The organism is Mesorhizobium sp. CA8, assembly GCF_020164955.1.
Classification (GTDB): domain Bacteria; phylum Pseudomonadota; class Alphaproteobacteria; order Rhizobiales; family Rhizobiaceae; genus Mesorhizobium.
In genome coordinates this window covers 39,554-63,535 of record NZ_JAIUHG010000010.1, presented here as the reverse complement: position 1 = coordinate 63,535, position 23,982 = coordinate 39,554, and the positions used below count along the sequence as shown (strand labels likewise).

Here is a 23,982-nt window from a genome sequence, read left to right as displayed (position 1 = left end):
CGGACATGCAACAAGGCGACGTACAGGATGGCAAGTCTGCGTCCGAGCTGATCGACGGACGGATCAAGGAGCTGGGCGACTGGCGGGGCGAGACGCTCGCCCGGCTCCGCGCTCTTATCAGGGAGGCTGCCCCCGAAGCCGTCGAGACGTGGAAATGGCGCGGCGTGCCCGTCTGGGAGGATGCCGGCATGATCTGCACGGGCGAGACCTACAAGGCCGTCGTCAAGCTGACTTTCGCCAGGGGCGCGGCGCTGCCCGATCCCAAGAAGCTCTTCAACTCCAGCCTCGAAGGTAATACGAGGCGCGCCATCGATTTCAAGGACGGCGACACGATTGACGCCGATGCCCTGAAGGCGCTCGTCCGCGAGGCCGTGGCCCTCAACAAATCCAAGACCAAGCGCTGAGGCGCGGCTGCCCGGGTTCTATCGGATTGATGTTGCCGGCTTTTCTTCCCCGCCCTCGCACTGTGGATCGATACTATGCGCCAAATGTCGCGATCACGCGACGTAAGCATCCTTCTGTTGCTTAGCAATAAGTCACGAAACAAATACTGGACAAATTTATCGGCCGTTAAGCCAGGCGCGCTATCTGGATCGATGTCGCCAGTAACCGCGCGACATGCGGGGAAGACTATCGTCTCAACCGACGGATGAGCCGGTCGGACAGACACTGAGGGAGCCAGCGCTAGCTCGATGGGAATGGGATGAAGCTCTCATCGACCGACGCCGCCCCGCGTCTCATCGGACTGGTCTGGCCTTTCGTCGCGGTCGTCCTGACCCAGGCGCTGGTTGCGACGCTCAGCCTCCACACGCTGTCTGCCGTCCGCGCCTATGTCGGCGGCGAAAGCCAATGGTCGAAGGGGCAGAAGCACGCCATCTATTTCCTCAGCCTTTATGCCGACACCGGTCGGGAAGAGTATTTCAACGAATATCGTCAGGCCATCGCCGTGCCGCTCGCCGATCGCGCGGCGCGGCTTGCGCTCGAACAGGCCGAGCCCGACGCGAACGCGGCCAGGCTTGGCTTTCTTGGCGGCAACAACCACCCAGACGATGTCGCCGGCCTGATCTGGCTGTTTCGGAATTTCCGCGGCGTCAGCTATCTCGACACCGCGATCCGGCACTGGACGGATGCCGACGAGATGATCCTCGCCATCGAAAGACTTGGCGACGACATGCATCGCAGGCTCGAGAACGGGCCGGCCTCGCCGACCGAGACCGGTCTCTGGAAAGCGGAAATCCACCAGCTCGACCGCCGGATCGGGCCGCTCGCCAAGGCCTTTTCCGACAGCCTCGGCGAGGGATCGCGCGTCATCAAGATGGCGCTAACGGCGGCCAATCTCGCCACCGCTGCCCTGCTTATCCTGCTCGCCGTTTGGCGCACGCGCAAGCTGATGAAACAGCGCCAGGCATTTCAGACGGCCCTCAATGCCGAGCGCGAGCGTGCTCAGATCACATTGGCCTCGATCGGCCAGGCGGTGATCAGCACCGATGCCGAGGGGCGGCTGGACTATATGAATGCCGGGGCGGAAAGGCTGCTCGCCTGCCCGCTTGCCGCAGCCAGGGGCAGACCGGTCGCCTCGTTGTTCCGGCTCGTCGACAAGGACAGCGGCGTCGAGGAGACCGATCTGATCACGCGCCTGCTCGCAGGCGAGCCGCGCCGCTCCAACGTGCGCCCGCAGCTTCTGGAGCGTTCCGACGGCTCGGTCGTGCCGGTGGCGCTGAATGGCGCGCCGCTGATCGTTTCCGGCAAGGTCCTCGGTTGCGTCCTGGCCCTGCACGACATGACGCGCGAGCAGGACTATATCGAGCGCCTGTCGTGGCAGGCATCGCATGATGCGCTGACCGGTCTCGTCAACCGTCGCGACTTCGAGAACCGGCTGGCGGACGCGATCTCCGGAGCGCCGGAAAGGCCGCGCCGGCACGCGCTGATGTATCTCGACCTCGATCAGTTCAAGCTGGTCAACGACACATGTGGCCATGCCGCCGGCGACCAGTTGCTGCGCCAGATCTCGGTGCTGCTCGCCAACGAGCTGCCGCCCGGCGACATCCTGGCGAGACTGGGCGGCGACGAGTTCGGCGTGCTGCTCTTCGATTGCGATGCCGACTGTGCCGCCGCGACCGCCGAACGGTTGCGCGCCACGGTCCAGGATCTGCATTTCTCCTGGGATGGACGTCCCTTCAACATCAGCGTCAGCATCGGCATGGTCGAGGTCGCCAATGCCGGCATGACGCTGGAAGAGGTACTGCGCGCCGCCGACGTCGCCTGTTACATGGCGAAGGAAAAGGGCCGCAACCGCGTCCAGCTCCACAGCGACGGGGACACCGCACTTCGCGAGCGCTTCGGCGAGATGGCCTGGGTGCAGCGCCTGCATGCCGCGCTGGATGAGGACCGCTTCAGACTGCACGCGCAGGAGATCGCGCCGTTGCGCGACGATATTGCCGAGGCAGGCGCACATATCGAAATCCTGCTCAGGCTGACCGATGTGGACGGCAGCTTCGTCACCCCGCAGAGCTTCATTCCGGCGGCGGAGCGCTACGGATTGATGCCGGCGATCGACCGCTGGGTAGTGCGCAACACCTTCGCCACATTGGCGGCGAGGCTCGCCGATCCGCGCGCTGTGCCGATATCCACCTGCGCGATCAATCTTTCCGGTGCAACTTTCGGCGACGAGACATTTCTCGGCTTCCTGCGCGAGCAATTCGCCGAGCACGCCATCGCGCCCGAAACAATCTGCCTGGAGATCACCGAGACCAGCGCCATCGCCAATCTGACCGAGGCGATGCGCTTCATCGCCGACCTGCGCGGGCTGGGCTGCCGCTTCGCGCTCGACGATTTCGGCTCCGGCATGTCGTCCTTCGCCTATCTGAAGCATCTGCCGGTCGACTACCTCAAGATCGACGGCGGCTTCGTCAAGGACATGCTCGACGACCGCATCGACCGCGCCATGGTCGAGATGATCCATCACATCGGCAAGGTGACGGGAAAACGCACCATCGCCGAATTCGTCGAAAGCGACGGCATCGTCGAAGCCTTGATGGCGATCGGCGTCGACTATGCGCAGGGCTATGCCATCGCGAGACCCCAGCCATTCGACGCGACGACGGTTCTGCGCAGCCGGCCGGGTGCAAGGGCGGACGCGTGGGAAGGCGTGGCGGGGCCCTTGCGCCGTAAGACGGGTTAAGCGTTTCCCTTTCCGGATCCGGCCTGCCGCTCCAACAGGATCGTCGGCTTCTCGTGATAGGTGGTCCGCAAAATCTCTCTATAGCCGTTCCTTTCGGCCACCTTCTGAGAAGCGCCGTTTTCCGGATCGATGATGCAGACGGTTCTCGCCTGTCCGAACGTCTCGTCACTCCAGGCGACGATCCGCCCGACGACCTCGCTCGCAAGCCCTCGGCCGTGCGCCTCCGAGGCCAAGGCCCAGCCGGCTTCCGGCACGCCTTCGATCGACGGTTCGATCTCACGCTTCAGGTCATGGAAGCCGGCCTCGCCGATGAAGCGCCCCGTCGCCTTGTCCTCGATCGCCCAGAACCCATAGCCGATCAGCGACCACAGGCCGGCATGGCGCAGGAAGCGCATCCAGCTCTCCTCGCGCGTGCGCGGCTTGCCGCCGATGAAACGGGTGACGGCGGGCTCCGCCCACATGGCGGCATAGGTCTCGAAATCGTCCAGCCTGTGCGGCCGCAAAACGGTGCGCGCCGTTTCGAGGATCGGCACGCCGGCTTCCGTTTTGATGCTCATGGCATTGCCCTCCATTGACGCGTCAGTGCTAGCAAACCAGGGGGCTCGATCAAGGGCCAGGACAATGCGTTGGCTCTTCCAGCCATGACAGCCATGGCAGGGCTGCATCGCTATGGGCTTTTCGCCTGGCGATGCTAGTTTGCGCCCGAAGCCGACCCGGAAATGCAAGTCTACCGAAGGAAGAACCATGGACACCACAGACCTGTGCTGGCGATCGCGCATCACCTTCTGGTGTTCTCGCTGGCCGCCATCATTGGTGCCGAGTTCGTGCTGGTGCGCGGCGATCTGGGCGCGGCGACCCTGAAGCGCCTTGCCGGCATCGACCGTCACTATGGCATCATTGCAGCGCTGATCGTCATCGTCGGCATCTGCCGGGTGTTCTTCGGGCTGAAGGGCTGGGAATTCTACGTCTACAATTGGGTGTTCTGGGCAAAGATGGTGGCCTTCATCATCGTCGGCCTGCTGTCGATCGTGCCGACCATGCGCTTCCTCTCCTGGAACAGGCAAGCGAGCGGCAATCCGTCTTTCGCCGTGCCGGCGGCGGAACTGGCATCGGTGAAGAACTATGTCCGCGCCGAGGGCTTCATCTTCCTGCTCATTCCGGTTCTTGCCGCGGCGATGGCGCGCGGCTACGGCTATTAGAACACCACTCTAGGCCTCGACCGGAAACGTCTCATCCAGCGGCGCGATCGGTACCAGCGCGGCCGGCACGTCGGTGGTCTTTTCCTTCGACTTGCAGATATCGGCGATGACGCAGACCGGGCAATCGGGCTTGCGCGCCTTACAGACATAGCGGCCATGCAGGATCAGCCAGTGATGCGCGTGGCGCATATATTCGGCCGGAATGACCTTGAGCAGCCCTTGTTCGACCTGTTCCGGCGTCTTGCCGGGCGCCAGCCCGATCCGGTTGCCGATGCGGAAGATATGCGTGTCGACCGCCATGGTATGCTGGCCGAAGGCGACGTTGAGCACGACGTTGGCGGTCTTGCGCCCGACGCCCGGCAGCTTCACCAGCTCGTCGCGATCCTGCGGGACCTGGCCTGCATAATCGTCGATCAGCGTCTTCGACAGCGCGATCACGTTCTTGGCCTTGTTGCGCCACAGACCGATGGTGCGGATATAGTCGCCGAGCTTGGCCTCGCCCAATGCCAGCATCTTGGCCGGCGTGTCGGCCGCCGCGAACAGCGCCTTCGTCGCCTTGTTGACGCCGGCGTCCGTCGCTTGCGCGGACAGCACCACCGCGACCAGCAGGGTGAAGGCGTTGACATAGTCGAGCTCGCCTTCCGGCTCCGGCCGCTGCACGGAAAAACGCCTGAAGATCTCGCGCACCTCGGCGGGGCTGTAGAGCGACCGGGAAGCGGCTTTTCGTGGCCGCGCACCGGCCGCCCGGCCGCTGCCGGCAAGGGCGGGATAAGGTCTTTCGACAGCTGCGGATTTTTTCGACTTGGGGGGCGCCATTTCCTTCCTATAATATTCCCTCATGAGCGACACAAACGCCTCGTTCCGGGCCGACGAGCCATTTTTCCAGGCCTTGCTGACGCCGCACCGCTCGCTCGGCCGCACCGGCTTCCTGATCCTGATGGGAGCGCTTCTGTTCGGCTGGGCGGTCACCGGCGCGTTCTTCCTGGCGCATGGCGCCTGGCCGGTGTTCGGCTTCTTCGGCCTCGACGTGATCGCCGTCTACATCGCCTTCCGCGCCAATTACCGCGCCGCGCGCGCCCGCGAGGAAATCTCGGTCTCGCGCACCAGCCTCGACATCCTCAAGACCGCACCGTCCGGGCGATCCGAAGCGCATCATTTCAATCCGTTCTGGACGCGGTTTTCGATCGCCCGCCATGCTGAGATCGGCATCACCAAAATGGCGGTGGAAGCGCAGGACAGGAGCGTGGCGATCGGCGGTTTCCTCAACCCCGACGACCGCGAAAGTTTCGCCACCGCCTTTTCGCGCGCGCTGGCGACCGCCAAGACACGCTGACACACAGTTCCTCAGAACCGGTAGCGCAGCAGCCTGCCGACCTTGCGCATGGCGGGATGAGCTTCCAGAGGCCAACGAACAACCGCGCGGACCAGCCCAGGCGCGCCCCTTGCTCCGGCTTGTAGGACGGAACCTCGCTGATGAAGCGAAGTTTCGGGATGGCTCGCTCCAGTTCGCGCGGATCCTCAATGGCCCAATGAACGTCGGCGCCCATCGCCTTCAAGGCCGGACTGAGGCGCATCAGCTTCAGCCCGAAACGGCTATAGGCATCGAACATCAGCTCGCCGCCAGCCAGATGCTCGACAAGCCGCGCAAGCAGCAGCGGTCCCTCGTCGGCAGCGAGATACGGCGTCAGCCCCTCGGCCACGACCATCGCCGGGCGATTGCGCGGCACCTCGGCCAGCCAGCCCGGTTCGGTCACCGACGAAGCAATCAGATGATACTGGTCCCTGGGCGGATAGAGCCTGCGCCTGAGCGCGACGACGTCAGGATAATCGACATCGAACCAGTCGACGCCTGGCAGTGGGTCGACCCGGAAGATCCGAGTGTCGAGCCCGCATCCCAAATGCAGCACGATCGCGTCCGGATATCGCGCAAGGAAATCCCGGATGCTGACGTCCAGCGTTTTCGCCCTGATCGCAAATCCCAACCCGAGATTGCCGTCGACCTTGAGCCTTGAGAAATCATAGTCGATCTTGCGCACCGCCTCGTCGGCGAAGCGATCCTGGAGCAGCGAATTGGGCAGCCGGCTCTCCAGCGCCTTGCCATAAAGCGTCATCAGCAAGGTTTCCTTGGCCCCGGTCAGATCGACCTTTTCGCCGGCCATGATTGTCCTCTTCGTTCCGAAGCTGACTCTATCTGGGTGCCGACGTCAGGAAGGCAAGTTTCGGGTGGTTGCAAAGCTCTGGAAGACCGATATTCGCGACCAAGGAGATATTGCTATGAACGCTCAGATGACCATGAATACGCGGATGAAACCGACCGCGGTCCTTGAGAACGACATCACGCCGGAAGGCAGCGACTATGACGTCGTGCGCCGCGCCATCGAGAAGATCAGCCTCGACTATCGCGACCAGCCCTCGCTGGAGGTGCTGGCCGAGGAAGTCGGCGAGACGCCGACCGGCCTGCAGAAGCTGTTCACGCGCTGGGCCGGCCTGTCGCCCAAGGCCTTCCTGCAGGCGGTGACGCTCGACCATGCGCGCAGGCTGCTCGATTCGGGCATGCCGCTCCTGGAGACCTCGTTCGAGCTCGGCATGTCCGGCCCCGGCCGGCTGCACGACCTCTTCGTCACCCATGAGGCGATGTCGCCCGGCGACTACAAGACCCGAGGCGCGGGTCTCACGATCCGCTACGGCTATCACATCTCGCCTTTCGGCATCGCGCTCATCATGGTCACGGACCGCGGTCTCGCGGGCCTCGCATTCTGTGACGCCGGCGGCGAGCGGACTGCCTTCGCCGACATGTCAGGCCGCTGGCCGAACGCGACTTATGTCGAGGACATGTCCGCCACCCAGGCTTACGCCGCGCGGGTCTTCGACCCGACGAAGTGGCGCGCCGACCAGCCGCTGCGCGTGGTGATGATCGGCACCGATTTCCAGCTTCGCGTTTGGGAAGCGTTGCTGCGCATCCCGATGGGCAGGGCCTGCACCTATTCCTCGATCGCGGCAAGCATCGGCGCGCCCAGCGCCAGCCGGGCCGTTGGCGCGGCGGTGGGCGCCAACCCGATGTCCTTCGTGGTGCCCTGCCATCGGGCGCTGGGCAAGTCCGGCGCGCTCACCGGCTATCACTGGGGCCTGACGCGCAAACGCGCCATCCTCGGCTGGGAAGCGGGACAGGTGGCTTCCTGAAATGTTTGGGGCGGTCAAGCGTCGGTAGTCTGCTCTAACTATTTGTAGTCACGCAGCTTCCGTACGAAAAACGCCTTTCCCGGAATTGCCCAAGGCAGGCTTGCACCGCCGCTATTGCCCGCGCTGACGGCGCAAGGTGCCTGCCTTGGCGGCAAATCTGCCAACCTCATTCGCATATGCCTCGATCGGATGAGGACGTCCGATCAGATATCCCTGAAGCGCGTGACAGCCCTCGTCGCTGAGAAAGCTCAACTGCTCGAGCGTCTCGACGCCTTCAGCGATGATATCCATCGACAAGCCCCTGCCCAGTCCGACGATGGCGCGGATTATGGCGGCCGTCTGCGGATTCTTCTGGATCATTCCGACAAAGGACTTGTCGATCTTGATCTTGTCGAAAGGAAAAGACTGGAGATAGGAAAGCGATGAGTAGCCGGTCCCGAAATCGTCCAAGGCGACCTTCACGCCGAGCGATTTCAGCCGCCTAAGGATCGAACTTGCCCGCGAAAGGTCGTCGAGCAGGACGCTCTCGGTTATTTCAAGTTCAAGCCTTTTCGGATCGAGTCCCGATTCGAGCAGGATTTGGTGCAGCAGACTCGGAAGATCGCCCTGGCGAAATTGTACCGGAGACAGGTTGACGCCAACCTGAACCGGGTTGGGCCATGACGCTGCCTCGCGGCATGCCTGCCGCAGCACCCATTCTCCCAAGGATATGATCAGTCCGCTCTCTTCGGCCACCGGAATGAACTCGGCAGGCGGGATTATTCCTCGTTCCTTGTGGGACCAGCGGACCAAAGCTTCGAAGCCGACAATCTCGCCGGATACGTTCGCCTGCGGTTGGTAATGCAGGAGCAACTCGCCGCTTGCCAGTGCCGAGCGCAAGTCTTGCTCGAGGACACGGCGTTCGCGCAGCTTGCGATCCATGTCGGCCTCAAACATCCGGAAAACGCCGCGGCCGTCGGCTCTTGCGCGATCAAGCGCCGCACGAGCATTGCTCAAGAGCGCCGCAACGTCTGTCGCATCATCGGGGAAGAACGTGATGCCGATGCTGAGCCCAACCCGCAGCGCACGGCCCTCGACATCGAAAGCGTCGGCGATTGTCGCCAGCAGACGGTCTGCCAATTCGATGGCTGTTGCTGGATGCGGGCCCTCGCTGACGATTATGGTGAACCCGCTGCCGCCTGTGCGCGCAAGGAAGTGCTTGCCAGCAACTCCTGCAAGGCGCTTCGCTGCCTTGCCAAGCAGAGTGTCCGCGACCACCGGGCCGTAGACGTCGTTGACCTCCTTGAAACCATCGATGTCAACACGCATGACGGCGAAAGACTCACGCCCGGACGTCGCCCGCTCGAGCGTGAATTCGAGGCGCTCGACAAGCATCGTTCGGTTAGGAAGATCGGTCAACGCATCATGGGTGGCCATGTGGGCGATCCGCGCGGCATCTCGCTTGCGGTCCGTGATGTCCTCGGCGACTGCAAGCACATATTTCGATTTGCCGTCGTGGCTCTCTACGGCCAATCGCCGGGTAATGAGATCGCGTACGCCCTTGTGCCGCGTGGGGATCTTCTCTTCCGCCGCGATCTGTACGGTATCGCAACGCAAGGCCTCCTGATCACGTGCCAGAAAGGACTCCGCATCCTCTGGCGGAAACAGCTCGGCATCGGTCTTTCCGATCAGTTCCTCTCGAGGGATGCCGAGCAGCCCCTCGCCCGCCCGATTCATCAAAACGTAGCGCCCGGCCTCTTTGGCGAAGAGCATGACCGGAATGTTCTCTATCACCGTGTCCAGGAACTCCCTCGCGCGGCGCATGCCGTCTTCCGCGAGCTTTCGCTCCGTCACATCTATGATGGCAGTCATGAAGGAGGCACGGCCATCATATTCGATAGGCTTGGAGTAGGCGACGATGTGGATCACGCTGCCGTCTGCCTTTATGTGACGCCAGCTGCGTCCGCTTCTGTCCGAGCCCTCGCCGGCATCCACGATCCGGCGGAACGCCTCGACGTCTTCCGGGGGCCTGATGTCGAGTATCGATTTTGAAAGGAACTGCTCGCGCGAGTAACCATAGCGCTCGACGGCGGCATGGTTGACGGCCAAAAAACGCAGACTATCCCGGTCAAACACCCACATCGGAACCGGGTTCTCCTCGAACAGCAACCGAAGCGAGGCCTCGTGCTGTTTGAGCGGCGTGATGTCCGAAATGCAACCGACGACGAAGCGAGCGCCGTTCGGCAGCAATGCGCGGGCCTTGCGTGTCATCAACGTGCGGACTTTGCCGTCGGGGCCCCGAATGATCTCCTCATTCTCGTTGACTTCGCCGGTGTCCAGCACCAGCTGGTCGATCCGGCCGAACACATCTGCATGTTCCTTGGGGACGAAATCATAGTCGGTGCGGCCGGCCAGTTCCTCGAAGGATCGGCCCATGAAATCGCACATGCTTCGGTTCACCACGAGGAAGCGGGATTGGCTGTCCTTCACGAATATTGGGTGCGGAACCGCGTCCAGCACGAGCCGCACGGCGTCGGCATCATCGCTGGAAAATGACTTTGCGAGTTGGTCGAGCGGAGACTCTGAGCTGGGCATTCTTGTCTCGCGTTGCAGCCAGGAACCCAGCGGAAACGTTTACAGCTATAACTCTTACTTATTAGTAACCATCAAAACACTGTTCGTAACCAGAATTTAGGCCTCGTACAGACCGTCATCGGAACACTGGTAACCGCGTGCCTTCCGGAGTAGCTTCCCGCGCATCAGCAGGAGGCCCTTCTTGATTATCGTCGTCGGCTCGATCAACCTCGACCTCATCGCCAATGTCGACCGCTTGCCGGAACCCGGCGAGACGGTGCGCGGCTCCGGCTTCGTCACCGCGCCCGGCGGCAAGGGCGCCAACCAGGCGCTGGCCGCGGCGCGCGCCGGCGCGCAAGTGCGCATGGTGGGCGCGGTCGGCAAGGATAGCTTTGCCGCCGAGGCGCTCGCCCTTCTCAAGGCCGGCACTGTCGATCTGTCGGGTGTCGGGGAGAGCTTCGCCTCCACCGGCACGGCCTTGATCCTGGTCGGCGCCGACGGAGAAAACGTCATCGCCGTCGTGCCGGGCGCCAATGATTCGGTGGTGCCGGGCGATGTCGCCAAGGCTTATCTCAAAAAAGGCGACGTCGTGCTCTTGCAGCATGAGATCCCGCTGCAGACGGTCGAGGCCACGCTCGACGCGGCGCGCGTGGCGGCCGCCGTCAGCGTGCTCAACACCGCCCCCTTCCGTGCCGAAGCCGCCGGCTTCATCGGCCAGGCCGACTATGCGGTCGCCAACGAAACCGAGTTCGATCTCTATGGCGAGGCGCTGGCGCTTTCGGGGCGCGACCGCCCGGCCCGCATGCGCGACTATGCCCAAAAGACCGGCCGCGCCATCGTCGTCACGCTCGGCGGGGACGGTGTGCTTGCCGCCACGCCTCACGATTTCCTCACCGTTCCCGCGCTGAAGATCACGCCGGTCGACACGGTCGGTGCCGGCGACACATTCTGCGGCTATTTCGGCGCCGGCCTCTCGTCCGGTCTCCCGCTTCAGGATGCGCTCAGCCGCGCCGCCGCGGCCGGGTCGCTCGCCTGCCTGAAGCCAGGCGCGCAACCGGCGATCCCGCTGGCCAAGGATGTCGACGCGGCTTTGGCGGGCACCCGTTAAGCGATGCGCCCCGTCACAAAACATGCCGTGTCGCCGGCCGGCGATATCTGCCGCCTCTCCGCCGTCGAGCTCGCTGACGGCATCAGAAGGCGTCGCTTTTCGGTTCGCGAGGTGGTCGGCGCGTTCCTCGACCGCATCGAGGCCCTGAACCCCCGGGTCAACGCCATCGTCTCGCTGCGCGAGCGCGCCGACATCCTGGCCGAGGCCGACAGGGCCGATGCTCATCTCGCCCGCGGCGGCGAGGCCGGATCGCTGTTCGGCGTGCCTATCGCCATCAAAGACCTTGCCCTGACCAAGGGGCTCAGAACCACCTTCGGCTCGCCGATCTTTGCCGATTTCATTCCAGACACGGACGACTTCTTCGTCGAGCGTATCCGCAAGGCCGGCGCTATCATCATCGGCAAGAGCAACACCCCGGAATTCGGGCTGGGTTCCAACACCTATAATCCGGTCTTCGGGCCGACGCTCAACGCCTTCGACCCCGCACTCACCGCCGGCGGCTCGAGCGGCGGCGCGGCCGTGGCGCTGGCGCTCGACATGATGCCGCTCGCCGACGGCAGCGACTTCGGTGGCTCGCTGCGCAATCCGGCGGCCTACAACAATGTCTACGGCTTCCGCCCGTCGCAGGGGCTGGTGCCTGCGGGCCCGGACGTCGACGCCTTCCATTCGCAGATGGGCGTCGAGGGCCCGATGGGCCGCAGCGTGCGCGATATCGCGCTGCTGCTCGATGAACAGGCCGGCTATCACCCGCACGCGCCGCTGTCATATGTCAAGGAGGGGTCGTTCCTCGACGGTTTAGGGGCGAAAGCGTCCGGCGGCCACATTGCCTGGCTGGGCGATCTCGGCGGCCACCTGCCGACGGAGCCGGGCGTGCTCGACCTCTGCGAGGCTGCGCTTGCCCGCTTCGCCGATGCTTCCTTCCACAGCGAAGCCTTGGTTCCGGATGTCGATTTCGAGGCGCTGTGGCAGGCTTTCGTCACCTTGCGCCAGGCAAGCAGCGGCTGCGGGCTTAAGGCGCATTACGATGATCCGGCAAAACGCAGCCTTCTGAAGCCCGAGGCTGTCTGGGAAGTGGAGCAGGCGATGCGCCTGACCGCGCCGCAGATCCATGCCGCGAGCGTCCGGCGCACCTCGTGGCACCGCACGCTGCTGTCGCTGTTCGAGCGCTTCGACCTGATCGCGCTGCCCACCGCGCAGATCTTCCCGTTCGACGTGACCACCCATTGGCCGCGCGAGGTCGCGGGGCGGGCCATGGACAGCTATCACCGCTGGATGCAGGTCTCCGCTTTCGCCACGCTGGGCGGCTGCCCGGCGCTCAACGTGCCGGCCGGCTTCGACGAGAGGGGCCGGCCGATGGGCATGCAATTGATCGGCCGCCCGCGCGGCGACCTCGCCGTGCTCAAGGCCGGCGCAGCCTATGAGGCGACACTGCCATGGGCAGCGGGGGCTGCGTGACGGGCCGCCCTGCCCGACCAGCTTGCGCCGGCGTCAATCCCGTGCATTGATCGCGGTCCGCCCAAGTCGGCGCTGTCCTGTTCGAGGGAAATGATGTCGCTGGAACTCTACGCCACCTATGTCGTCGCCTGCATCGTCATTATCCTGGTGCCGGGACCCACGGTCACGCTGATCATCGCCAACAGCATCCGCCATGGTTCGCGCGCGGGCTTGGCCAACGTCGCCGGCACCCAGGCCGGCCTTGCCATCATGATCGCCATCGTCGGCATCGGCCTCAACACGCTGATCGCCGGCATGGGCCACTGGTTCGAATGGGTGCGGCTGATCGGCGCCGCTTACCTGATCTGGATGGGCGTGCAGATGTTCCGCGCCAAGGGCGCGCTGAACCCCGACGGGTCGGCGAAGAAGCCGCGCGGCGGCTTCTTCCTGCAAGGGTTCCTGGTCGCCGTCAGCAATCCGAAGACCTTGGTGTTCTTCGGCGCCTTCTTCCCGCAGTTCATTTCACCGCAAGGCAATTATACGCTGCAGATCGTCGTCATGGGCCTGACCGCGATGATCTTCGCCGCCATGTCGGACTCGACCTATGCCTTTGCCGCCGGCCGAGCCGGCCGGCTGCTGTCGGCCAGCCGCGTCAGGCTGATGTCGAAGATTAGCGGCAGCTTCCTGGTCGGCGGCGGGCTGTGGCTGGCGTTCTCGAAGGCGAAATGAGCACCTCTCCTTCTCCCCCTTGTGGGAGAAGGTGGATCGGCGCGATAGCGCCGAGACGGATGAGGGGTGTTGGAAGGAATGAGGCGGCGGCAATTTCAAGCATATCGCCAAGCTGGAGCACCCCTCATCCGACCGAGCTTCGCTCGGCCACCTTCCCCCACAAGGGGGGGAAGGGGGAACCATCCTTATAGCCGCCCGAGCCGCTCTACCAGCAGCGCGAAGAAGCCGTCATGGTCGATGTCGCGCATCACCATGGCGTTCTTTTCCCGCTTGGTGACCGCCCACCAGTCGATGACCGTCATGCCCATGGTGAGCTCGGACGCGGTCTCGACGCTGACATTGCAGTGGCGGCCCTTGAACAGCTCCGGCTTGATGAGATAGGCGATCACGCACGGGTCGTGCAGCGGCCCGCCATCGGTGCCGTATTTTCCCTCGTCATAGCGCTCGAAGAATTCCAGCATCTCGGCGGTCGCTGTGCCGACCTTGGTGCCGAGCTGGCGGAAAGCCTGGATGCGCTTGGAGGTGGTCAGCGCCTTGTGGGTGACGTCGAGCGGCATCATCACAATCGGAATGCCCGATTTGAACACCAGATCGGCGGCCTGCGGGTCGACGTAGATGTTGAATTCGGCGGCCGGCGTGACATTGCCGCCCTCGAAGAAGCCGCCGCCCATCAAGACGATTTCCTTGATGCGCGGCGCGATCCTGGGCTCGCCGATCAGCGCCAGCGCGATGTTGGTGAGCGGTCCGAGCGGGCAGAGCGTGATCGTGCCGCTTTCCTCGCGCATCAGCGTCTCGACGATGAAATCGACGGCGTATTGTTCCTGCAACGGCATGGTCGGCTCCGGCAACTGCGGGCCGTTCAGGCCGGTCTTGCCGTGCACTTCTTCGGCGGTGACGAGTTCGCGCGCCAGCGGCCGGACGGCGCCGGCATAGACCTTGATGTCGGGCCGGCCGGCCAGTTCGCAGATCTTGCGGGCGTTGTTCTGGGTCAGTTTCAGCGGCACGTTGCCGGCAACCGCAGTGATGCCGACGATCTCCAGCTCGGAACTGCCGAGCGCCAGCAATATGGCGACGGCATCGTCCTGGCCGGGATCCGTGTCGATGATGATCTTTCTGGACTGGGGCATTTCAATTCCTTTTGGGAAGTCTTTTTGGGCGGGTTTTTAGAGCATGGTTCCCGAAAAGTGGGAACCGGTTTCGGACGAACTCATGCTCCAATGAAAGGCTGGATGAAGATGACGGTTCGACGAAACGTCATCCTGATTTGGCGGCTTGAACTTGATCGCGCAACGGACCATATCAAGACCATCGGGAAAAATGCCATCCGGGTTTTTCCAGTTTGTGTCGCTCTTCAGAGGACAGTGTAACAATGAGTCGAATGACGCCCTTCTCCAGCCCGCTTCTCCTGGGTTTTGATGCCATGGAAAAGACGCTCGAACGTCTGGCGAAGTCCGGCGACAGCTATCCTCCATACAATATCGAGCGCCTCAGCGCCGCCGACGGCAAGGCCGAGAGGCTGCGCATAACATTGGCCGTTGCCGGTTTCGCAGAAAGCGATCTCGATGTCACCACGGAGGAAAACCAACTGATCGTGCGCGGCCGTCAGACCGACGATACCGAGCGCGAATTCCTGCACCGCGGCATCGCTGCGCGCCAGTTCCAGCGCTGCTTCGTGCTGGCCGACGGCATGCGAGTGATCGCGGCGGAACTGAAGAACGGTCTGCTGTCGATCGATCTCGACCGGCCGGAGTCCGAGCGGATGGTACGGAAAATAAACATATCGGTGAAAGACTGACCTTTGCCGATGGCTCTATGCGAGGCGGCCGATCCTGGCGTCCTCGCGCCAAGGAGGCTTGAAATGACCAGAACTGACGAAACGATCACCATGACCAGCGGCGAACTCGCCCATCTCGGCGAAGGTTCTGTCGCCTATCTCAGGAAAGTGTCGAGCGACGACCTGCGCGGCCGCTTCCCCGGCCTTCAGGAAATCGCGCCCGGCCTGGAGCTGTGGGCGCTGTTTGCCGCCAACGGCCAGCCGATCCTGCTTTCGGATGCCCGTGACCGGGCGCTGGCGGGTGCGTTGGAGAACGATCTGACCACCGTCGCGATCCACTAAGATTATGATCGACTAAAATAGCGATTGTGACGTCTTGAATCGAAAGGGCCGCCACGCGGCGGCCCCTGAAGGTTTTAATCCAAAGACAGGTCTTGATCCAAAAAACTTCAGGCCGCGTGCGAGGCCTGCGTATCGGACAAGAGCGCGTGGATCGCCACCGCGTCGCGCGTACCTCTGATCTTGGCCACCGTGTCGGCATCGCGCAGCACGCGCGCGATGCGAGACAGCGCCTTGAGATGGTCGGCGCCCGCCCCTTCCGGCGCCAGCAGCAGAAACACCAGGTCCACCGGCTGGTCGTCCAGCGCCTCGAAATCGACCGGCGTTTCCAGCCGGGCGAAGACGCCGGCGATCCGCTTCACGCCGGCGAGCTTGCCATGCGGAATGGCGATGCCGTTGCCGACGCCGGTCGAGCCCAGCCGTTCGCGCTGCAGGATGGTATCGAACACCTCCCGTTCCGGAATCCCCGAAATCGCCGCCGCCCTCTCCGACAGCAATTGCAGAAGCTGCTTTTTGGAATTCGCCTTCAACGCCGGCATAATCGCCGGAACGCTGATGAGATCGCTGAGATCCATGCTTGAAAAATCCCTTGCTCGCCTGCCGCGCCAGTCCTCGCCCCCTTGCGCGGCTGGCTTTTTATCCTTGCGCGACTTTGGTCGTCGACGGATCGATCCAGCCGATATTACCATCCGGCCGGCGGTAGACGATATTGAGATGGTCGGTTCCGGCGTTGCGGAACAGGAAGACCGGGCTGTCGCTGTTGTCGAGTTCGATGACCGCCGAAGCCACCGACATGGTCCGCAGCGTCACGCTTGATTCGGCGACGATAACCGGAGCGAAGTCCTCCGGAATGTCTTCCTCGTCGTCGGTGAGGGGAGCCATCACGGTGTAGGCGACGTCGGTCGGCGCTTCGCCATTGCCGTTGCCGGTATTGCGGGATTTCAGCCGGCGCTTGTAGCGCCGCAGCCGTGTTTCCAGGCGGTCGGCGGCCGCTTCGAAGGCGAGCGTCGGGTCCTGGGCGTCGCCGGTTGCCTGCAGCGAAGCGCCGGAATCGAGCCGGACCATGCAGTCGGCGGAGAAGCGCGATCCCGATTTGATGACCGTGACATGTCCTGAAAAACCCCGATCGAAATATTTCTCGATCGCCTCGCCGACCCGGTCGTTGATGCGCGTACGGAACGCATCGCCGATGTCCATGTGTTTTCCCGAAATGCGTAGATTCATCTGAAAACTGACCTTCCTTGCTCAGGCTTCAAACTGTTCCCGAGTTTATACCCGTGGCGCGCGCGCACAAGCTTCGCAGCGGCATGCGCGCCGATTTTAGACCCGAACTTTCCGGTTGATCACAAGTCGCCTTCTTGGCCGTCCATGGCCATGTCTGACAGACCCATTCGCAAGCGGGCATTACGCCCTGCTCCATGCGGGCGGGCTTCTAGACACTTCATTGCGGCTTGTCAATCAAGCTTGGGAATTGTGGGAAAGCAGCCTGTCCCGCATTGGCCAAGGCTTGTCGGGATTCCGGGCCGGGCCTAGCGGCCGACGTTCGCGAGCGCCCGCTTTTCCCGCCGCCGCTGCACAGACGATGGGATATTCATGCCTTCGCGGTATTTCGCGACGGTGCGGCGGGCGATATCGATCCCGCTTTCCTTAAGCATGTCGACGATGGCGTCGTCGGAAAGCACGTCGGCGGGTTTTTCCTCGTCGATCATCTGCTTGATGCGGTCGCGCACGGCCTCGGACGAATGCGCTTCGCCGCCTCCGGCCGAGGCGATCGACGCCGTGAAGAAATAGCGCAGTTCGAAGACGCCGCGAGGCGTCAGCATATATTTGTTGGCGGTGACGCGGCTGACGGTCGATTCATGCATGCCGATGGCATCTGCCACAGTGCGCAGGTTGAGCGGCTTGAGGTGGCGCACGCCATGGACGAGGAAGGCATCCTGCTGCCGCACGATCTCGGACGCCACCTTTAGAATGGTCTTGGCCCGCTGGTCGAGGCTGCGCGTCAGCCAGTTGGCGTTTTGCAGGCATTCGGCGAGAAAATCCTTTTCCGCCTGGTCTCTGGTGTGGCTTGAAACGCGGGCGAAGTAGACATTGTCCACCAGCACGCGCGGCAGCGTATCGGCGTTGAGCTCCACCGCCCAGCTGCCGTCATTGGCCGCGCGCACCTCGACATCGGCGACGATCGCATCGCTCGCGCCGCCTGAAAACGCCAGGCCGGGACGCGGATCGAGCGCGCGGATCTCGGCCAGCATGTCGAGGAGATCCTCCTCGTCGACGCCGCAGATGCGTTTCAGCGTCTGGAAATCCCGCCGCGCCAGAAGCTCGAGATTGGCGACCAGCGCTTTCATCGCCGGATCGAGCCGGTCGCGCACCGCCAGTTGCAACGACAGGCACTCCGCAAGGTCGCGCGCGAAAAGTCCTGAAGGCTCAAAGGTCTGGCAGAGGCCAAGCACGCGCGCCACCGCCGCTTCGTCAGCACCGAGCCGGGCCGCGATCTCCACAAGGTCGGTGCGCAAATAACCGGCTTCGTCGAGCCCGTCGGCGAGCTCACCCGCGATCAGGCGTTCGCCAGGGCTGAGGGACGCAAGCGCGATCTGCTCGCCGACATGCTCACGCAGCGTGGCGACGGCCGCCGCCATGTCGCCGACGTCGAAACCTTCCGATGACGCCGTGCCGGCGCTGCCGGCGGCCGACTTCCACTGCGCCGTGAGATCAGGCCCGAGCCTCTCATGGGTACCGGGATCGTCGGGAAACAGGTTCTCCAGCGAGGAATCGAGCTTTTGCGAGATCGCTTCGGCGCTCCATTCCGTCTCGCCTTCGAACCAGTCGCCTTCGGGATCCCGCTCCGGCAACACCTCGCTTTTCTGGGCTTGGTCGCCGGCGGCATCGTCTTGCGGTTCGGCCCGCTCCAGCAGCGGGTTGCGCTCGATCTCCTCGTCGATGAAGCGCTCGAGCTCGACATGAGTGAGCTGCAGCAGCCGGATCGACTGCATCAGTTGCGGCGTCATCACCAGCGACTGGGACTGTCTGAGCTGCAGTTTGGCTGCCAGCGCCATGGTGGGATTCAAACGCCTCGTCTACGCGTCGTACAGTTGTTTTTCGGTCGGGCATTGAAACTGGCCCGGCTTTTGCTTGTCAAGGAAAACGCTAGCAGCTGCGGCTTACCGGAGCGTTATCGAGCGCTAAAATAGCGAAAAACCGCCACGCGATGTTCCAAAATCGCGCCACGACCCGAAAACCGCGGATCAGAGCGTGAAGCCCTCGCCGAGATAAAGACGCCGCACATCGGCGTTGGCGACGATCTCGTCGGCCCGGCCATGCGTCAGCACCTGGCCGGCATGGATGATATAGGCGCGGTCGATCAGACCGAGCGTCTCGCGCACATTGTGGTCGGTGATCAAGACGCCGATACCGCGGGCCGTGAGGTGCCGGACGAGCTGCTGGATGTCGGCGACGGCGATCGGGTCGATACCGGCGAAGGGCTCGTCGAGCAGCATATAGGCCGGCCGCGTCGCCAGCGCCCGCGCGATTTCGAGGCGACGCCGTTCACCGCCCGACAGCGACATCGACGGCGCCTTGCGCAGATGGCTGATGTGGAATTCCTCGAGCAGCTCGTCGAGATTGCGTTCACGCGCCTTGCGATCCTTTTCGACCACTTCCAGCACGGCGCGGATGTTCTGTTCGACGTTAAGGCCGCGGAAGATCGACGCTTCCTGCGGCAGATAGCCGATACCGAGGCGGGCACGCCGGTACATCGGCATTGACGTGACATCGAAGCCGTCGATCTCGATCGAGCCTTCGTCGACCGGCACAAGGCCCGTGACCATGTAGAAACAAGTGGTCTTGCCGGCGCCATTGGGCCCGAGCAGGCCGACGGCCTCGCCGGCGCGCACGCCAAGCGTCACCCCGCTCACCACCTTGCGGCCCTTGTAGCTCTTGGTCAGGCCCTTGGCGATCAGGGTGCCCTTGAACTTCGCTTTGTCGGTGCCGACCATCGCCGGCGCAGCCGGTTTTGCGGCCGCCAGTCCCGGAAGACGGGCCAGCAGCGAGGTTACGCCGGCCATTACTTGCCCGACGCTCCCTGCTGCGCGCCCTGCTTCTGGGGCGTGAACGACATCATCACGCGGCCGCCGCAGCCGTCGACATTGGCGAGGCCGCTCTTCATCTGCACGGTAAGCTTGCAGCCCTTGAGCACATTGTCGCCTTGTGACAACACCACTTCCTTGCCCTTAAGCACCAGCACCTGGGTCTTCATGTCGAATGTGCCGCTGTCGCCCGTGGCGACCTGGTCATTCGATTTGACGTAGACTTTGTTCTCGACCTCCAGGTGGTCGATATTGGCCGCCCCGGTCATCGCCGACGCGCCGGCCGCGGCGCTTTTGCCGGCATTGGCATCCTTGACGTAGTAGACCGTCATCTTGCCGGCCTTGAGCAGGGTCGGCCCCTGATTGACGGTGACGTTGCCGCTGAACACGGCCATGCTCTCGGCCTGGCGGACCTCAAGCTTGTCGCTTTCGATCTGGATCGGCTGGTCGCCCGACAGTTTCAGCCCCGGAATCTGGCTGGTCGCGCTCGATTGCGCGAAGGAATGCGCCGTTGCCAAAAGCAGCAATGCGGAAGCAGCGCCCGGAAGCCATGCCGATTTACTGCGACGCATTCTGTTCTCCACCGTTTACCCCCGCCGCCTTCAGCGCGGTTGGATCTATGTTGACGCGAACCCGGTTCTCGAAGACCACGAGCCTGCCATTGTCCTCGACCGCCATCGAGTCCGCGGTGATGCGCGACCCGCCGCGGCTGACGTCGACCGGATTGCTCGTCTTCATAGAGCCTTTGCTCATGTCTAGGAAGATCGATTTGAACTTCGCCATCAGACCGTCTGTCGTCGTCACGCTGACCTCGCTGGTCAGGTCCATCGTGTTGGCGTCGCGATTGTAGATACCGTGCGCGGCATCGACCGACACGATGTTGTCGTTGGCGACGGGCAGTTTGGCGTTGATGCCCTCGAGATTAATGACGGCCTGCTGGCCGACATCCTGCGTCGCCCTGGTCGCCGTCAGCGAGTATGGCAGCTTCTGCTTGGTGAAGCCGTTGAGCTTCGGATTGGCCATCACCAGCTTTCCGTTGGAAAACGCCGTGCCGTCGGCCTGCACCGAGACGGACAGCGGCGCCTTGAGGTAGGAATAGACAGGAAAGGCGACGGCGATCACGACCGCGAGCAGCGGCACCGCGAATTTTAGCACGCGCACGCGGCGCGAGTGCCGTTGCGCGCGGTTGAAAGCATCGCCACGCGTGCCGCCTTGGGCCGCGGGAGCCGATGCCTCGCCGGCATGGCTCGTTTCGTCAGATCGCGCCAACATGACTTTCTAATGGACCTTTGCCCGCCCAAACACCGCCTATAGGTGGTATGCCGGCACCTACAAGCAAGCACAAGCCGAGGAAAACTGCAAAAATGTGACAACTGGCCGCCCGCAAAATCGAGAGGAATCCGGCGCGACGACCTATACTTTATAGCAGATAGGGACTTGGTTGCGTTAATTTTTCGTGAGGTCGGCGTCAACGCTTCACGGCGGAGCATTTTCAGGAAACGGTAGCCGTGTGCCGAGGCTTGCTTTAAAAGCGTGCTTCCCACCGATCCATGAGGCTGATGATGGCAATGAGAGCCGACGACCTGATCGACCGCCGACGCTTGCGCCGCAAGCTGACCTTCTGGCGCGTGGTCGCGTTTCTGGTTCTGGCAGCGGCAATTATCGCCTTCTCGACGTGGGTCTATGACGACAACTTTACCGGCAAGGCGGTCCCCCATATCGCCAAGGTCAAGATCGAAGGCACCATCACCGAGGATGAGGACCTGCTCAAAAGGCTGGACTCGATCCGCAAGTCGCCGGAGGTGAAGGGCGTCATCCTGTCGATCGATTCGCCCGGAGGCACCACGGTCGGTGGCGAGTCGACGTTCGACGCCGTGCGCAAGCTTGCCGGCGACAAGCCAGTGGTAGCCGAAGTCGGCACGCTGGCCGCATCGGCCGGCTATATGATCGCCAGCGCTGCCGACCACATCGTCGCCCGCAAAACCTCGATCGTCGGTTCGATCGGTGTGCTGATCCAATACCCTGATGTCAGCGGCCTCATGGACAAGCTCGGCATCAAGCTGGAAGAAGTGAAATCCTCGCCGCTCAAGGCTTCGCCCTCGCCCTTCAAGCCGACCAACGACGATGAGCGCGCCATGGTGCGCAAGCTGATCCTCGACAGTTACGACTGGTTCGTCGGCACTGTCGCGGAGCGCCGCAAAATGACGCATGAGCAGGCGCTGGCGCTGGCTGACGGTTCGATCTTTACCGGCCGCCAGGCTTTGGCCAACCATCTGGTCGACGCCGTCGGCGGCGAGCAGGAGGCGATCGACTGGCTGGCGACGAAGGGCGTGGACGCCAAGCTCAAGGTCGTCGAGTGGAAGGACAGGGACAGGCGTGGCGGTTTCCTGTTTTCCCAGTCCATGCCAAAACTGGCGGCCAAGGCGCTCGGCCTGCCGGATGCCGGCGGCGATGTCATTCACGAGCTCGGCGCCGACCGCTTGTTTCTTGACGGTCTCGTTTCGGTCTGGCACCCTTGACATCTCGCTGGGGCGAGCCAAAAAAGCAGTAAAATCATCCTGATAATCGACTGCAGTGGTTTACGGGGAACGTTCTATGATCAAATCCGAGCTTGTGCAGATCATTGCCGCGCGCAACCCGCACCTTTTCCTGCGCGATGTCGAAAACATCGTCGGCGCGATCTTTGACGAGATCACCGATGCGCTTGCCGAGGGCAACCGGGTCGAGTTGCGCGGTTTCGGCGCCTTTTCGGTGAAAAACCGTCCTGCCCGCACCGGCCGCAATCCGCGCACCGGCGAATCCGTCGAGGTCGAGGAAAAGTGGGTGCCGTTCTTCAAGACCGGCAAGGAGTTGCGCGAGAGACTGAACGGCGGCAAATAGGCGCCGCGCCGGCGGGTTGAATCGGCATCTTGGCGCTTAAAAGCATGTCTCCGAAAGTGAAGACCGGTTTTCGGGACAAGGACATGCGCGCTTCAAGAAGTCTCTCCATGGAGATCTGATGTTCAATCGCTTCATCCTCGTCGTGGTCTTCGTGCCGCTGGCTATCATCCTGATCGCGCTCGCCGTCGCCAATCGCGGCCCTGTAGCCTTCACGCTCGATCCATTCCATCCCGGCAATCCCGCGCTGACGCTGACCCTGCCGCTTTTCATCTTCCTGTTCCTTGCCTTGGCCGTCGGCATGGTCGTCGGCAGCATGGCGACCTGGGTGAAGCAGGGGCGCTACCGCAAGCTCGCGCGCCAGCGCGGTCTGGAAGCCGAAAACCTGCGCCAGGCTGTGAGCCGCCCGCCAGCAGCGCCCAAGGGTCCGGCGCTGCCCAAGCCTACGGACTAGAGAATGATGTCGAAACATGTGAAGCGGTTTTCGGGCGACATCACGCTCTGTCTCTGAGCAACAATTACGGAGCCTCCGATGCTGACCATTTCGGCCGCCGATGTCGACCGCGCGTTGACCTTTCCCGGCCTTGTCGAGACATTGCGCACGGCTTTTCGCGATGGCGCCGTGCAGCCGGTTCGCCATCATCATGGCGTCGAACGGCCGGACGGCGCCGCGTCGACCCTGCTTTTGATGCCGGCCTGGACTGATTTCAACGCCGCCGGCACCTCGGCGGGCGGCCATATCGGCGTCAAGATCGTCACCGTATCGCCGGACAACAACGCCATCGGCAAGCCGGCAGTGATGGGTCTCTATCTGTTGCTCGACGGCGTCACCGGCGAGCCGCAGGCGCTGATCGACGGCCAACGGTTGACGCAGTGGCGCACGACCTGCGCCTCCGCGCTCGCCGCCTCCTATCTCGCGCGCAAGGATGCCTCGCGGCTTCTGGTGATCGGCGCCGGCGCGCTGTCGCCGTTCCTTGCCAAGGCGCATTCGGCGGTCAGGCCGATCACCTCAATCCGCATCTGGAACCGCACGCCGGCCAATGCCGAAAAAGTGGCGGCCGCCTTGCGCGTAGAAGGCCTTCCGGCAAGTGCCGCCGGCGATCTCGATACGGAGCTTGCCGAGGCCGACATCGTCGCCTCGGCGACCATCTCGAACACGCCGCTGGTCAAGGGCGCGCTGCTGAAGCCGGGCGCCCATGTCGATCTCGTCGGCGGCTTCACGCCGACGATGCGCGAAAGCGATGACGACGCGATCAAGCGCGCCCGCGTCTATGTCGACACCCGCGCCGGCGCCACCAAGGAAGCCGGCGACATCGTCCAGCCGCTGGCCTCAGGCGTGCTGAAGCCGGACGCCATCGTCGCCGACCTGCAGGAGCTTGCGCGCGGCGAGAAGCAGGGACGGCAAAGCGACAGCGAGATCACGCTTTTCAAGTCGGTCGGCGCGGCGCTCGAGGACCTCGCCGCAGGCATCGCCGTCTACAAGGCGCTCCAATAGGCAGTAGGGATTGGGCAGTAGGCAATTA

Annotated in this window: 25 protein-coding genes; 14 read left to right on the top strand and 11 right to left on the bottom strand. The window is 63.3% G+C overall.

Features of this window, described 5'->3' with window-relative positions; translation table 11 throughout:
- Positions 1–5 precede the first annotated feature (5 nt).
- Both LB553_RS13405 and LB553_RS13400 read left to right on the top strand, forming a co-directional pair.
- Positions 6–404: a DUF1801 domain-containing protein gene (locus tag LB553_RS13405; protein ID WP_224513865.1), complete on the top strand. Its 399-nt coding sequence runs from the start codon at positions 6–8 to the stop codon at positions 402–404.
- A gap of 299 nt (positions 405–703) precedes the next feature.
- Positions 704–3,181, top strand: coding sequence for an EAL domain-containing protein (locus LB553_RS13400; RefSeq protein ID WP_224513864.1), 2,478 nt, complete (start codon positions 704–706; stop codon positions 3,179–3,181).
- On the opposite strand, the gene LB553_RS13395 is transcribed toward LB553_RS13400, so the two are convergent.
- Entirely contained in the window at positions 3,178–3,738 is a 561-nt protein-coding gene (locus LB553_RS13395; protein ID WP_224513863.1) for a GNAT family N-acetyltransferase, read from the bottom strand. The two genes, LB553_RS13400 and LB553_RS13395, sit on opposite strands and share 4 nt — an antisense overlap.
- A 162-nt stretch (positions 3,739–3,900) precedes the next feature.
- On the opposite strand from LB553_RS13395, the gene LB553_RS13390 reads away from it, so the two are divergent.
- Positions 3,901–4,380, top strand: a complete 480-nt coding sequence (locus LB553_RS13390) for a DUF2214 family protein (RefSeq protein WP_224513862.1) — start codon at positions 3,901–3,903, stop codon at positions 4,378–4,380.
- Between the two features lie 9 nt (positions 4,381–4,389).
- Here the strand turns inward: LB553_RS13390 and nth are convergent, their stop codons facing one another.
- A complete protein-coding gene (gene nth, locus LB553_RS13385; RefSeq protein WP_224513861.1) occupies positions 4,390–5,196 on the bottom strand; it encodes an endonuclease III in 807 nt (268 codons plus the stop codon).
- A 22-nt stretch (positions 5,197–5,218) separates the two neighbouring features.
- Here nth and LB553_RS13380 point away from each other — a divergent pair, with 22 nt between their 5' ends.
- Positions 5,219–5,713 (top strand): DUF2244 domain-containing protein, encoded by a 495-nt coding sequence (locus LB553_RS13380; protein WP_224513859.1) that lies wholly within the window; start codon positions 5,219–5,221, stop codon positions 5,711–5,713.
- On the opposite strand, the gene LB553_RS13375 is transcribed toward LB553_RS13380, so the two are convergent.
- Positions 5,643–6,539, bottom strand: coding sequence for a class I SAM-dependent methyltransferase (locus tag LB553_RS13375; protein WP_224513858.1), 897 nt, complete (start codon positions 6,537–6,539; stop codon positions 5,643–5,645). The two genes, LB553_RS13380 and LB553_RS13375, sit on opposite strands and share 71 nt — an antisense overlap.
- A 115-nt stretch (positions 6,540–6,654) precedes the next feature.
- On the opposite strand from LB553_RS13375, the gene LB553_RS13370 reads away from it, so the two are divergent.
- Entirely contained in the window at positions 6,655–7,560 is a 906-nt protein-coding gene (locus tag LB553_RS13370) for a methylated-DNA--[protein]-cysteine S-methyltransferase (RefSeq protein WP_224513855.1), read from the top strand.
- Positions 7,561–7,671: 111 nt separating this feature from the next.
- On the opposite strand, the gene LB553_RS13365 is transcribed toward LB553_RS13370, so the two are convergent.
- Positions 7,672–10,134, bottom strand: a complete 2,463-nt coding sequence (locus LB553_RS13365) for an EAL domain-containing protein (RefSeq protein ID WP_224513853.1) — start codon at positions 10,132–10,134, stop codon at positions 7,672–7,674.
- Between the two features lie 181 nt (positions 10,135–10,315).
- Here LB553_RS13365 and LB553_RS13360 point away from each other — a divergent pair, with 181 nt between their 5' ends.
- From LB553_RS13360 to LB553_RS13350, 3 genes are all read left to right on the top strand, one after another.
- Positions 10,316–11,221 carry a ribokinase gene (locus LB553_RS13360; protein ID WP_224513850.1) on the top strand — a complete coding sequence of 302 codons (906 nt, stop codon included), beginning with the start codon at positions 10,316–10,318 and terminating at the stop codon, positions 11,219–11,221.
- A gap of 3 nt (positions 11,222–11,224) precedes the next feature.
- Positions 11,225–12,676: an amidase gene (locus tag LB553_RS13355; RefSeq protein ID WP_224513848.1), complete on the top strand. Its 1,452-nt coding sequence runs from the start codon at positions 11,225–11,227 to the stop codon at positions 12,674–12,676.
- A gap of 93 nt (positions 12,677–12,769) precedes the next feature.
- On the top strand, positions 12,770–13,384 hold the full coding sequence (locus LB553_RS13350; protein ID WP_224513846.1) for a LysE family translocator: 615 nt from the start codon (positions 12,770–12,772) through the stop codon (positions 13,382–13,384).
- Positions 13,385–13,569: 185 nt separating this feature from the next.
- Here the strand turns inward: LB553_RS13350 and LB553_RS13345 are convergent, their stop codons facing one another.
- Entirely contained in the window at positions 13,570–14,511 is a 942-nt protein-coding gene (locus LB553_RS13345; RefSeq protein ID WP_224513844.1) for a nucleoside hydrolase, read from the bottom strand.
- 242 nt (positions 14,512–14,753) lie between these two features.
- Here LB553_RS13345 and LB553_RS13340 point away from each other — a divergent pair, with 242 nt between their 5' ends.
- Both LB553_RS13340 and LB553_RS13335 read left to right on the top strand, forming a co-directional pair.
- Positions 14,754–15,179, top strand: coding sequence for an Hsp20 family protein (locus tag LB553_RS13340; RefSeq protein WP_224513842.1), 426 nt, complete (start codon positions 14,754–14,756; stop codon positions 15,177–15,179).
- A gap of 63 nt (positions 15,180–15,242) precedes the next feature.
- Positions 15,243–15,500 carry a DUF1150 family protein gene (locus tag LB553_RS13335; protein ID WP_224513840.1) on the top strand — a complete coding sequence of 86 codons (258 nt, stop codon included), beginning with the start codon at positions 15,243–15,245 and terminating at the stop codon, positions 15,498–15,500.
- A gap of 107 nt (positions 15,501–15,607) precedes the next feature.
- Here LB553_RS13335 and ptsN read toward each other — a convergent pair whose 3' ends face one another.
- From ptsN to lptC, 6 genes are all read right to left on the bottom strand, one after another.
- The gene (gene ptsN / locus LB553_RS13330; protein WP_042641064.1) at positions 15,608–16,072 is read right to left on the bottom strand and encodes a PTS IIA-like nitrogen regulatory protein PtsN; all 465 of its coding nucleotides are present in this window, start codon (positions 16,070–16,072) and stop codon (positions 15,608–15,610) included.
- A 61-nt stretch (positions 16,073–16,133) separates the two neighbouring features.
- The gene (hpf, locus tag LB553_RS13325) at positions 16,134–16,721 is read right to left on the bottom strand and encodes a ribosome hibernation-promoting factor, HPF/YfiA family (RefSeq protein ID WP_224513838.1); all 588 of its coding nucleotides are present in this window, start codon (positions 16,719–16,721) and stop codon (positions 16,134–16,136) included.
- 305 nt (positions 16,722–17,026) lie between these two features.
- Complete coding sequence (gene rpoN / locus LB553_RS13320) at positions 17,027–18,553, bottom strand: RNA polymerase factor sigma-54 (RefSeq protein ID WP_224513836.1); 1,527 nt, start codon at positions 18,551–18,553, stop codon at positions 17,027–17,029.
- 189 nt (positions 18,554–18,742) lie between these two features.
- Positions 18,743–19,561: an LPS export ABC transporter ATP-binding protein gene (lptB, locus tag LB553_RS13315; protein ID WP_224513834.1), complete on the bottom strand. Its 819-nt coding sequence runs from the start codon at positions 19,559–19,561 to the stop codon at positions 18,743–18,745.
- Entirely contained in the window at positions 19,561–20,154 is a 594-nt protein-coding gene (locus LB553_RS13310; RefSeq protein ID WP_224513832.1) for an LptA/OstA family protein, read from the bottom strand. The genes lptB and LB553_RS13310 overlap by 1 nt, the downstream gene beginning before the upstream one ends.
- Entirely contained in the window at positions 20,141–20,854 is a 714-nt protein-coding gene (gene lptC / locus LB553_RS13305) for an LPS export ABC transporter periplasmic protein LptC (protein ID WP_224513830.1), read from the bottom strand. Before lptC ends, LB553_RS13310 begins: the two co-directional genes overlap by 14 nt.
- Positions 20,855–21,144: 290 nt before the next feature.
- On the opposite strand from lptC, the gene sppA reads away from it, so the two are divergent.
- From sppA to LB553_RS13285, 4 genes are all read left to right on the top strand, one after another.
- The gene (gene sppA, locus LB553_RS13300; protein WP_224513828.1) at positions 21,145–22,101 is read left to right on the top strand and encodes a signal peptide peptidase SppA; all 957 of its coding nucleotides are present in this window, start codon (positions 21,145–21,147) and stop codon (positions 22,099–22,101) included.
- A gap of 76 nt (positions 22,102–22,177) precedes the next feature.
- Complete coding sequence (locus LB553_RS13295; RefSeq protein WP_027165368.1) at positions 22,178–22,462, top strand: integration host factor subunit beta; 285 nt, start codon at positions 22,178–22,180, stop codon at positions 22,460–22,462.
- Between the two features lie 118 nt (positions 22,463–22,580).
- Complete coding sequence (locus LB553_RS13290; protein ID WP_224513826.1) at positions 22,581–22,913, top strand: DUF1049 domain-containing protein; 333 nt, start codon at positions 22,581–22,583, stop codon at positions 22,911–22,913.
- Between the two features lie 78 nt (positions 22,914–22,991).
- Positions 22,992–23,954: an ornithine cyclodeaminase family protein gene (locus tag LB553_RS13285; RefSeq protein WP_224513824.1), complete on the top strand. Its 963-nt coding sequence runs from the start codon at positions 22,992–22,994 to the stop codon at positions 23,952–23,954.
- The last annotated feature ends 28 nt before the right edge of the window (positions 23,955–23,982 follow it).

What these genes read in the sequence shown, in the direction of transcription:
- LB553_RS13335 (WP_224513840.1), top strand. Translation starts at nt 15,243, where the DNA reads ATGACCAGAACTGACGAAACGATCACCATGACCAGCGGCGAACTCGCC.
- LB553_RS13390 (WP_224513862.1), top strand. Translation starts at nt 3,901, where the DNA reads ATGCAAGTCTACCGAAGGAAGAACCATGGACACCACAGACCTGTGCTG.
- LB553_RS13365 (WP_224513853.1), bottom strand. Translation starts at nt 10,134, where the DNA reads ATGCCCAGCTCAGAGTCTCCGCTCGACCAACTCGCAAAGTCATTTTCC.
- hpf (WP_224513838.1), bottom strand. Translation starts at nt 16,721, where the DNA reads ATGAATCTACGCATTTCGGGAAAACACATGGACATCGGCGATGCGTTC.
- LB553_RS13290 (WP_224513826.1), top strand. Translation starts at nt 22,581, where the DNA reads ATGTTCAATCGCTTCATCCTCGTCGTGGTCTTCGTGCCGCTGGCTATC.
- LB553_RS13395 (WP_224513863.1), bottom strand. Translation starts at nt 3,738, where the DNA reads ATGAGCATCAAAACGGAAGCCGGCGTGCCGATCCTCGAAACGGCGCGC.
- rpoN (WP_224513836.1), bottom strand. Translation starts at nt 18,553, where the DNA reads ATGGCGCTGGCAGCCAAACTGCAGCTCAGACAGTCCCAGTCGCTGGTG.
- LB553_RS13400 (WP_224513864.1), top strand. Translation starts at nt 704, where the DNA reads ATGAAGCTCTCATCGACCGACGCCGCCCCGCGTCTCATCGGACTGGTC.
- ptsN (WP_042641064.1), bottom strand. Translation starts at nt 16,072, where the DNA reads ATGGATCTCAGCGATCTCATCAGCGTTCCGGCGATTATGCCGGCGTTG.
- LB553_RS13345 (WP_224513844.1), bottom strand. Translation starts at nt 14,511, where the DNA reads ATGCCCCAGTCCAGAAAGATCATCATCGACACGGATCCCGGCCAGGAC.
- LB553_RS13295 (WP_027165368.1), top strand. Translation starts at nt 22,178, where the DNA reads ATGATCAAATCCGAGCTTGTGCAGATCATTGCCGCGCGCAACCCGCAC.
- LB553_RS13405 (WP_224513865.1), top strand. Translation starts at nt 6, where the DNA reads ATGCAACAAGGCGACGTACAGGATGGCAAGTCTGCGTCCGAGCTGATC.
- LB553_RS13375 (WP_224513858.1), bottom strand. Translation starts at nt 6,539, where the DNA reads ATGGCCGGCGAAAAGGTCGATCTGACCGGGGCCAAGGAAACCTTGCTG.
- lptC (WP_224513830.1), bottom strand. Translation starts at nt 20,854, where the DNA reads ATGTTGGCGCGATCTGACGAAACGAGCCATGCCGGCGAGGCATCGGCT.
- nth (WP_224513861.1), bottom strand. Translation starts at nt 5,196, where the DNA reads ATGGCGCCCCCCAAGTCGAAAAAATCCGCAGCTGTCGAAAGACCTTAT.
- lptB (WP_224513834.1), bottom strand. Translation starts at nt 19,561, where the DNA reads ATGGCCGGCGTAACCTCGCTGCTGGCCCGTCTTCCGGGACTGGCGGCC.
- LB553_RS13350 (WP_224513846.1), top strand. Translation starts at nt 12,770, where the DNA reads ATGTCGCTGGAACTCTACGCCACCTATGTCGTCGCCTGCATCGTCATT.
- LB553_RS13340 (WP_224513842.1), top strand. Translation starts at nt 14,754, where the DNA reads ATGAGTCGAATGACGCCCTTCTCCAGCCCGCTTCTCCTGGGTTTTGAT.
- LB553_RS13380 (WP_224513859.1), top strand. Translation starts at nt 5,219, where the DNA reads ATGAGCGACACAAACGCCTCGTTCCGGGCCGACGAGCCATTTTTCCAG.
- LB553_RS13355 (WP_224513848.1), top strand. Translation starts at nt 11,225, where the DNA reads ATGCGCCCCGTCACAAAACATGCCGTGTCGCCGGCCGGCGATATCTGC.
- LB553_RS13285 (WP_224513824.1), top strand. Translation starts at nt 22,992, where the DNA reads ATGCTGACCATTTCGGCCGCCGATGTCGACCGCGCGTTGACCTTTCCC.
- sppA (WP_224513828.1), top strand. Translation starts at nt 21,145, where the DNA reads ATGGCAATGAGAGCCGACGACCTGATCGACCGCCGACGCTTGCGCCGC.
- LB553_RS13310 (WP_224513832.1), bottom strand. Translation starts at nt 20,154, where the DNA reads ATGCGTCGCAGTAAATCGGCATGGCTTCCGGGCGCTGCTTCCGCATTG.
- LB553_RS13370 (WP_224513855.1), top strand. Translation starts at nt 6,655, where the DNA reads ATGAACGCTCAGATGACCATGAATACGCGGATGAAACCGACCGCGGTC.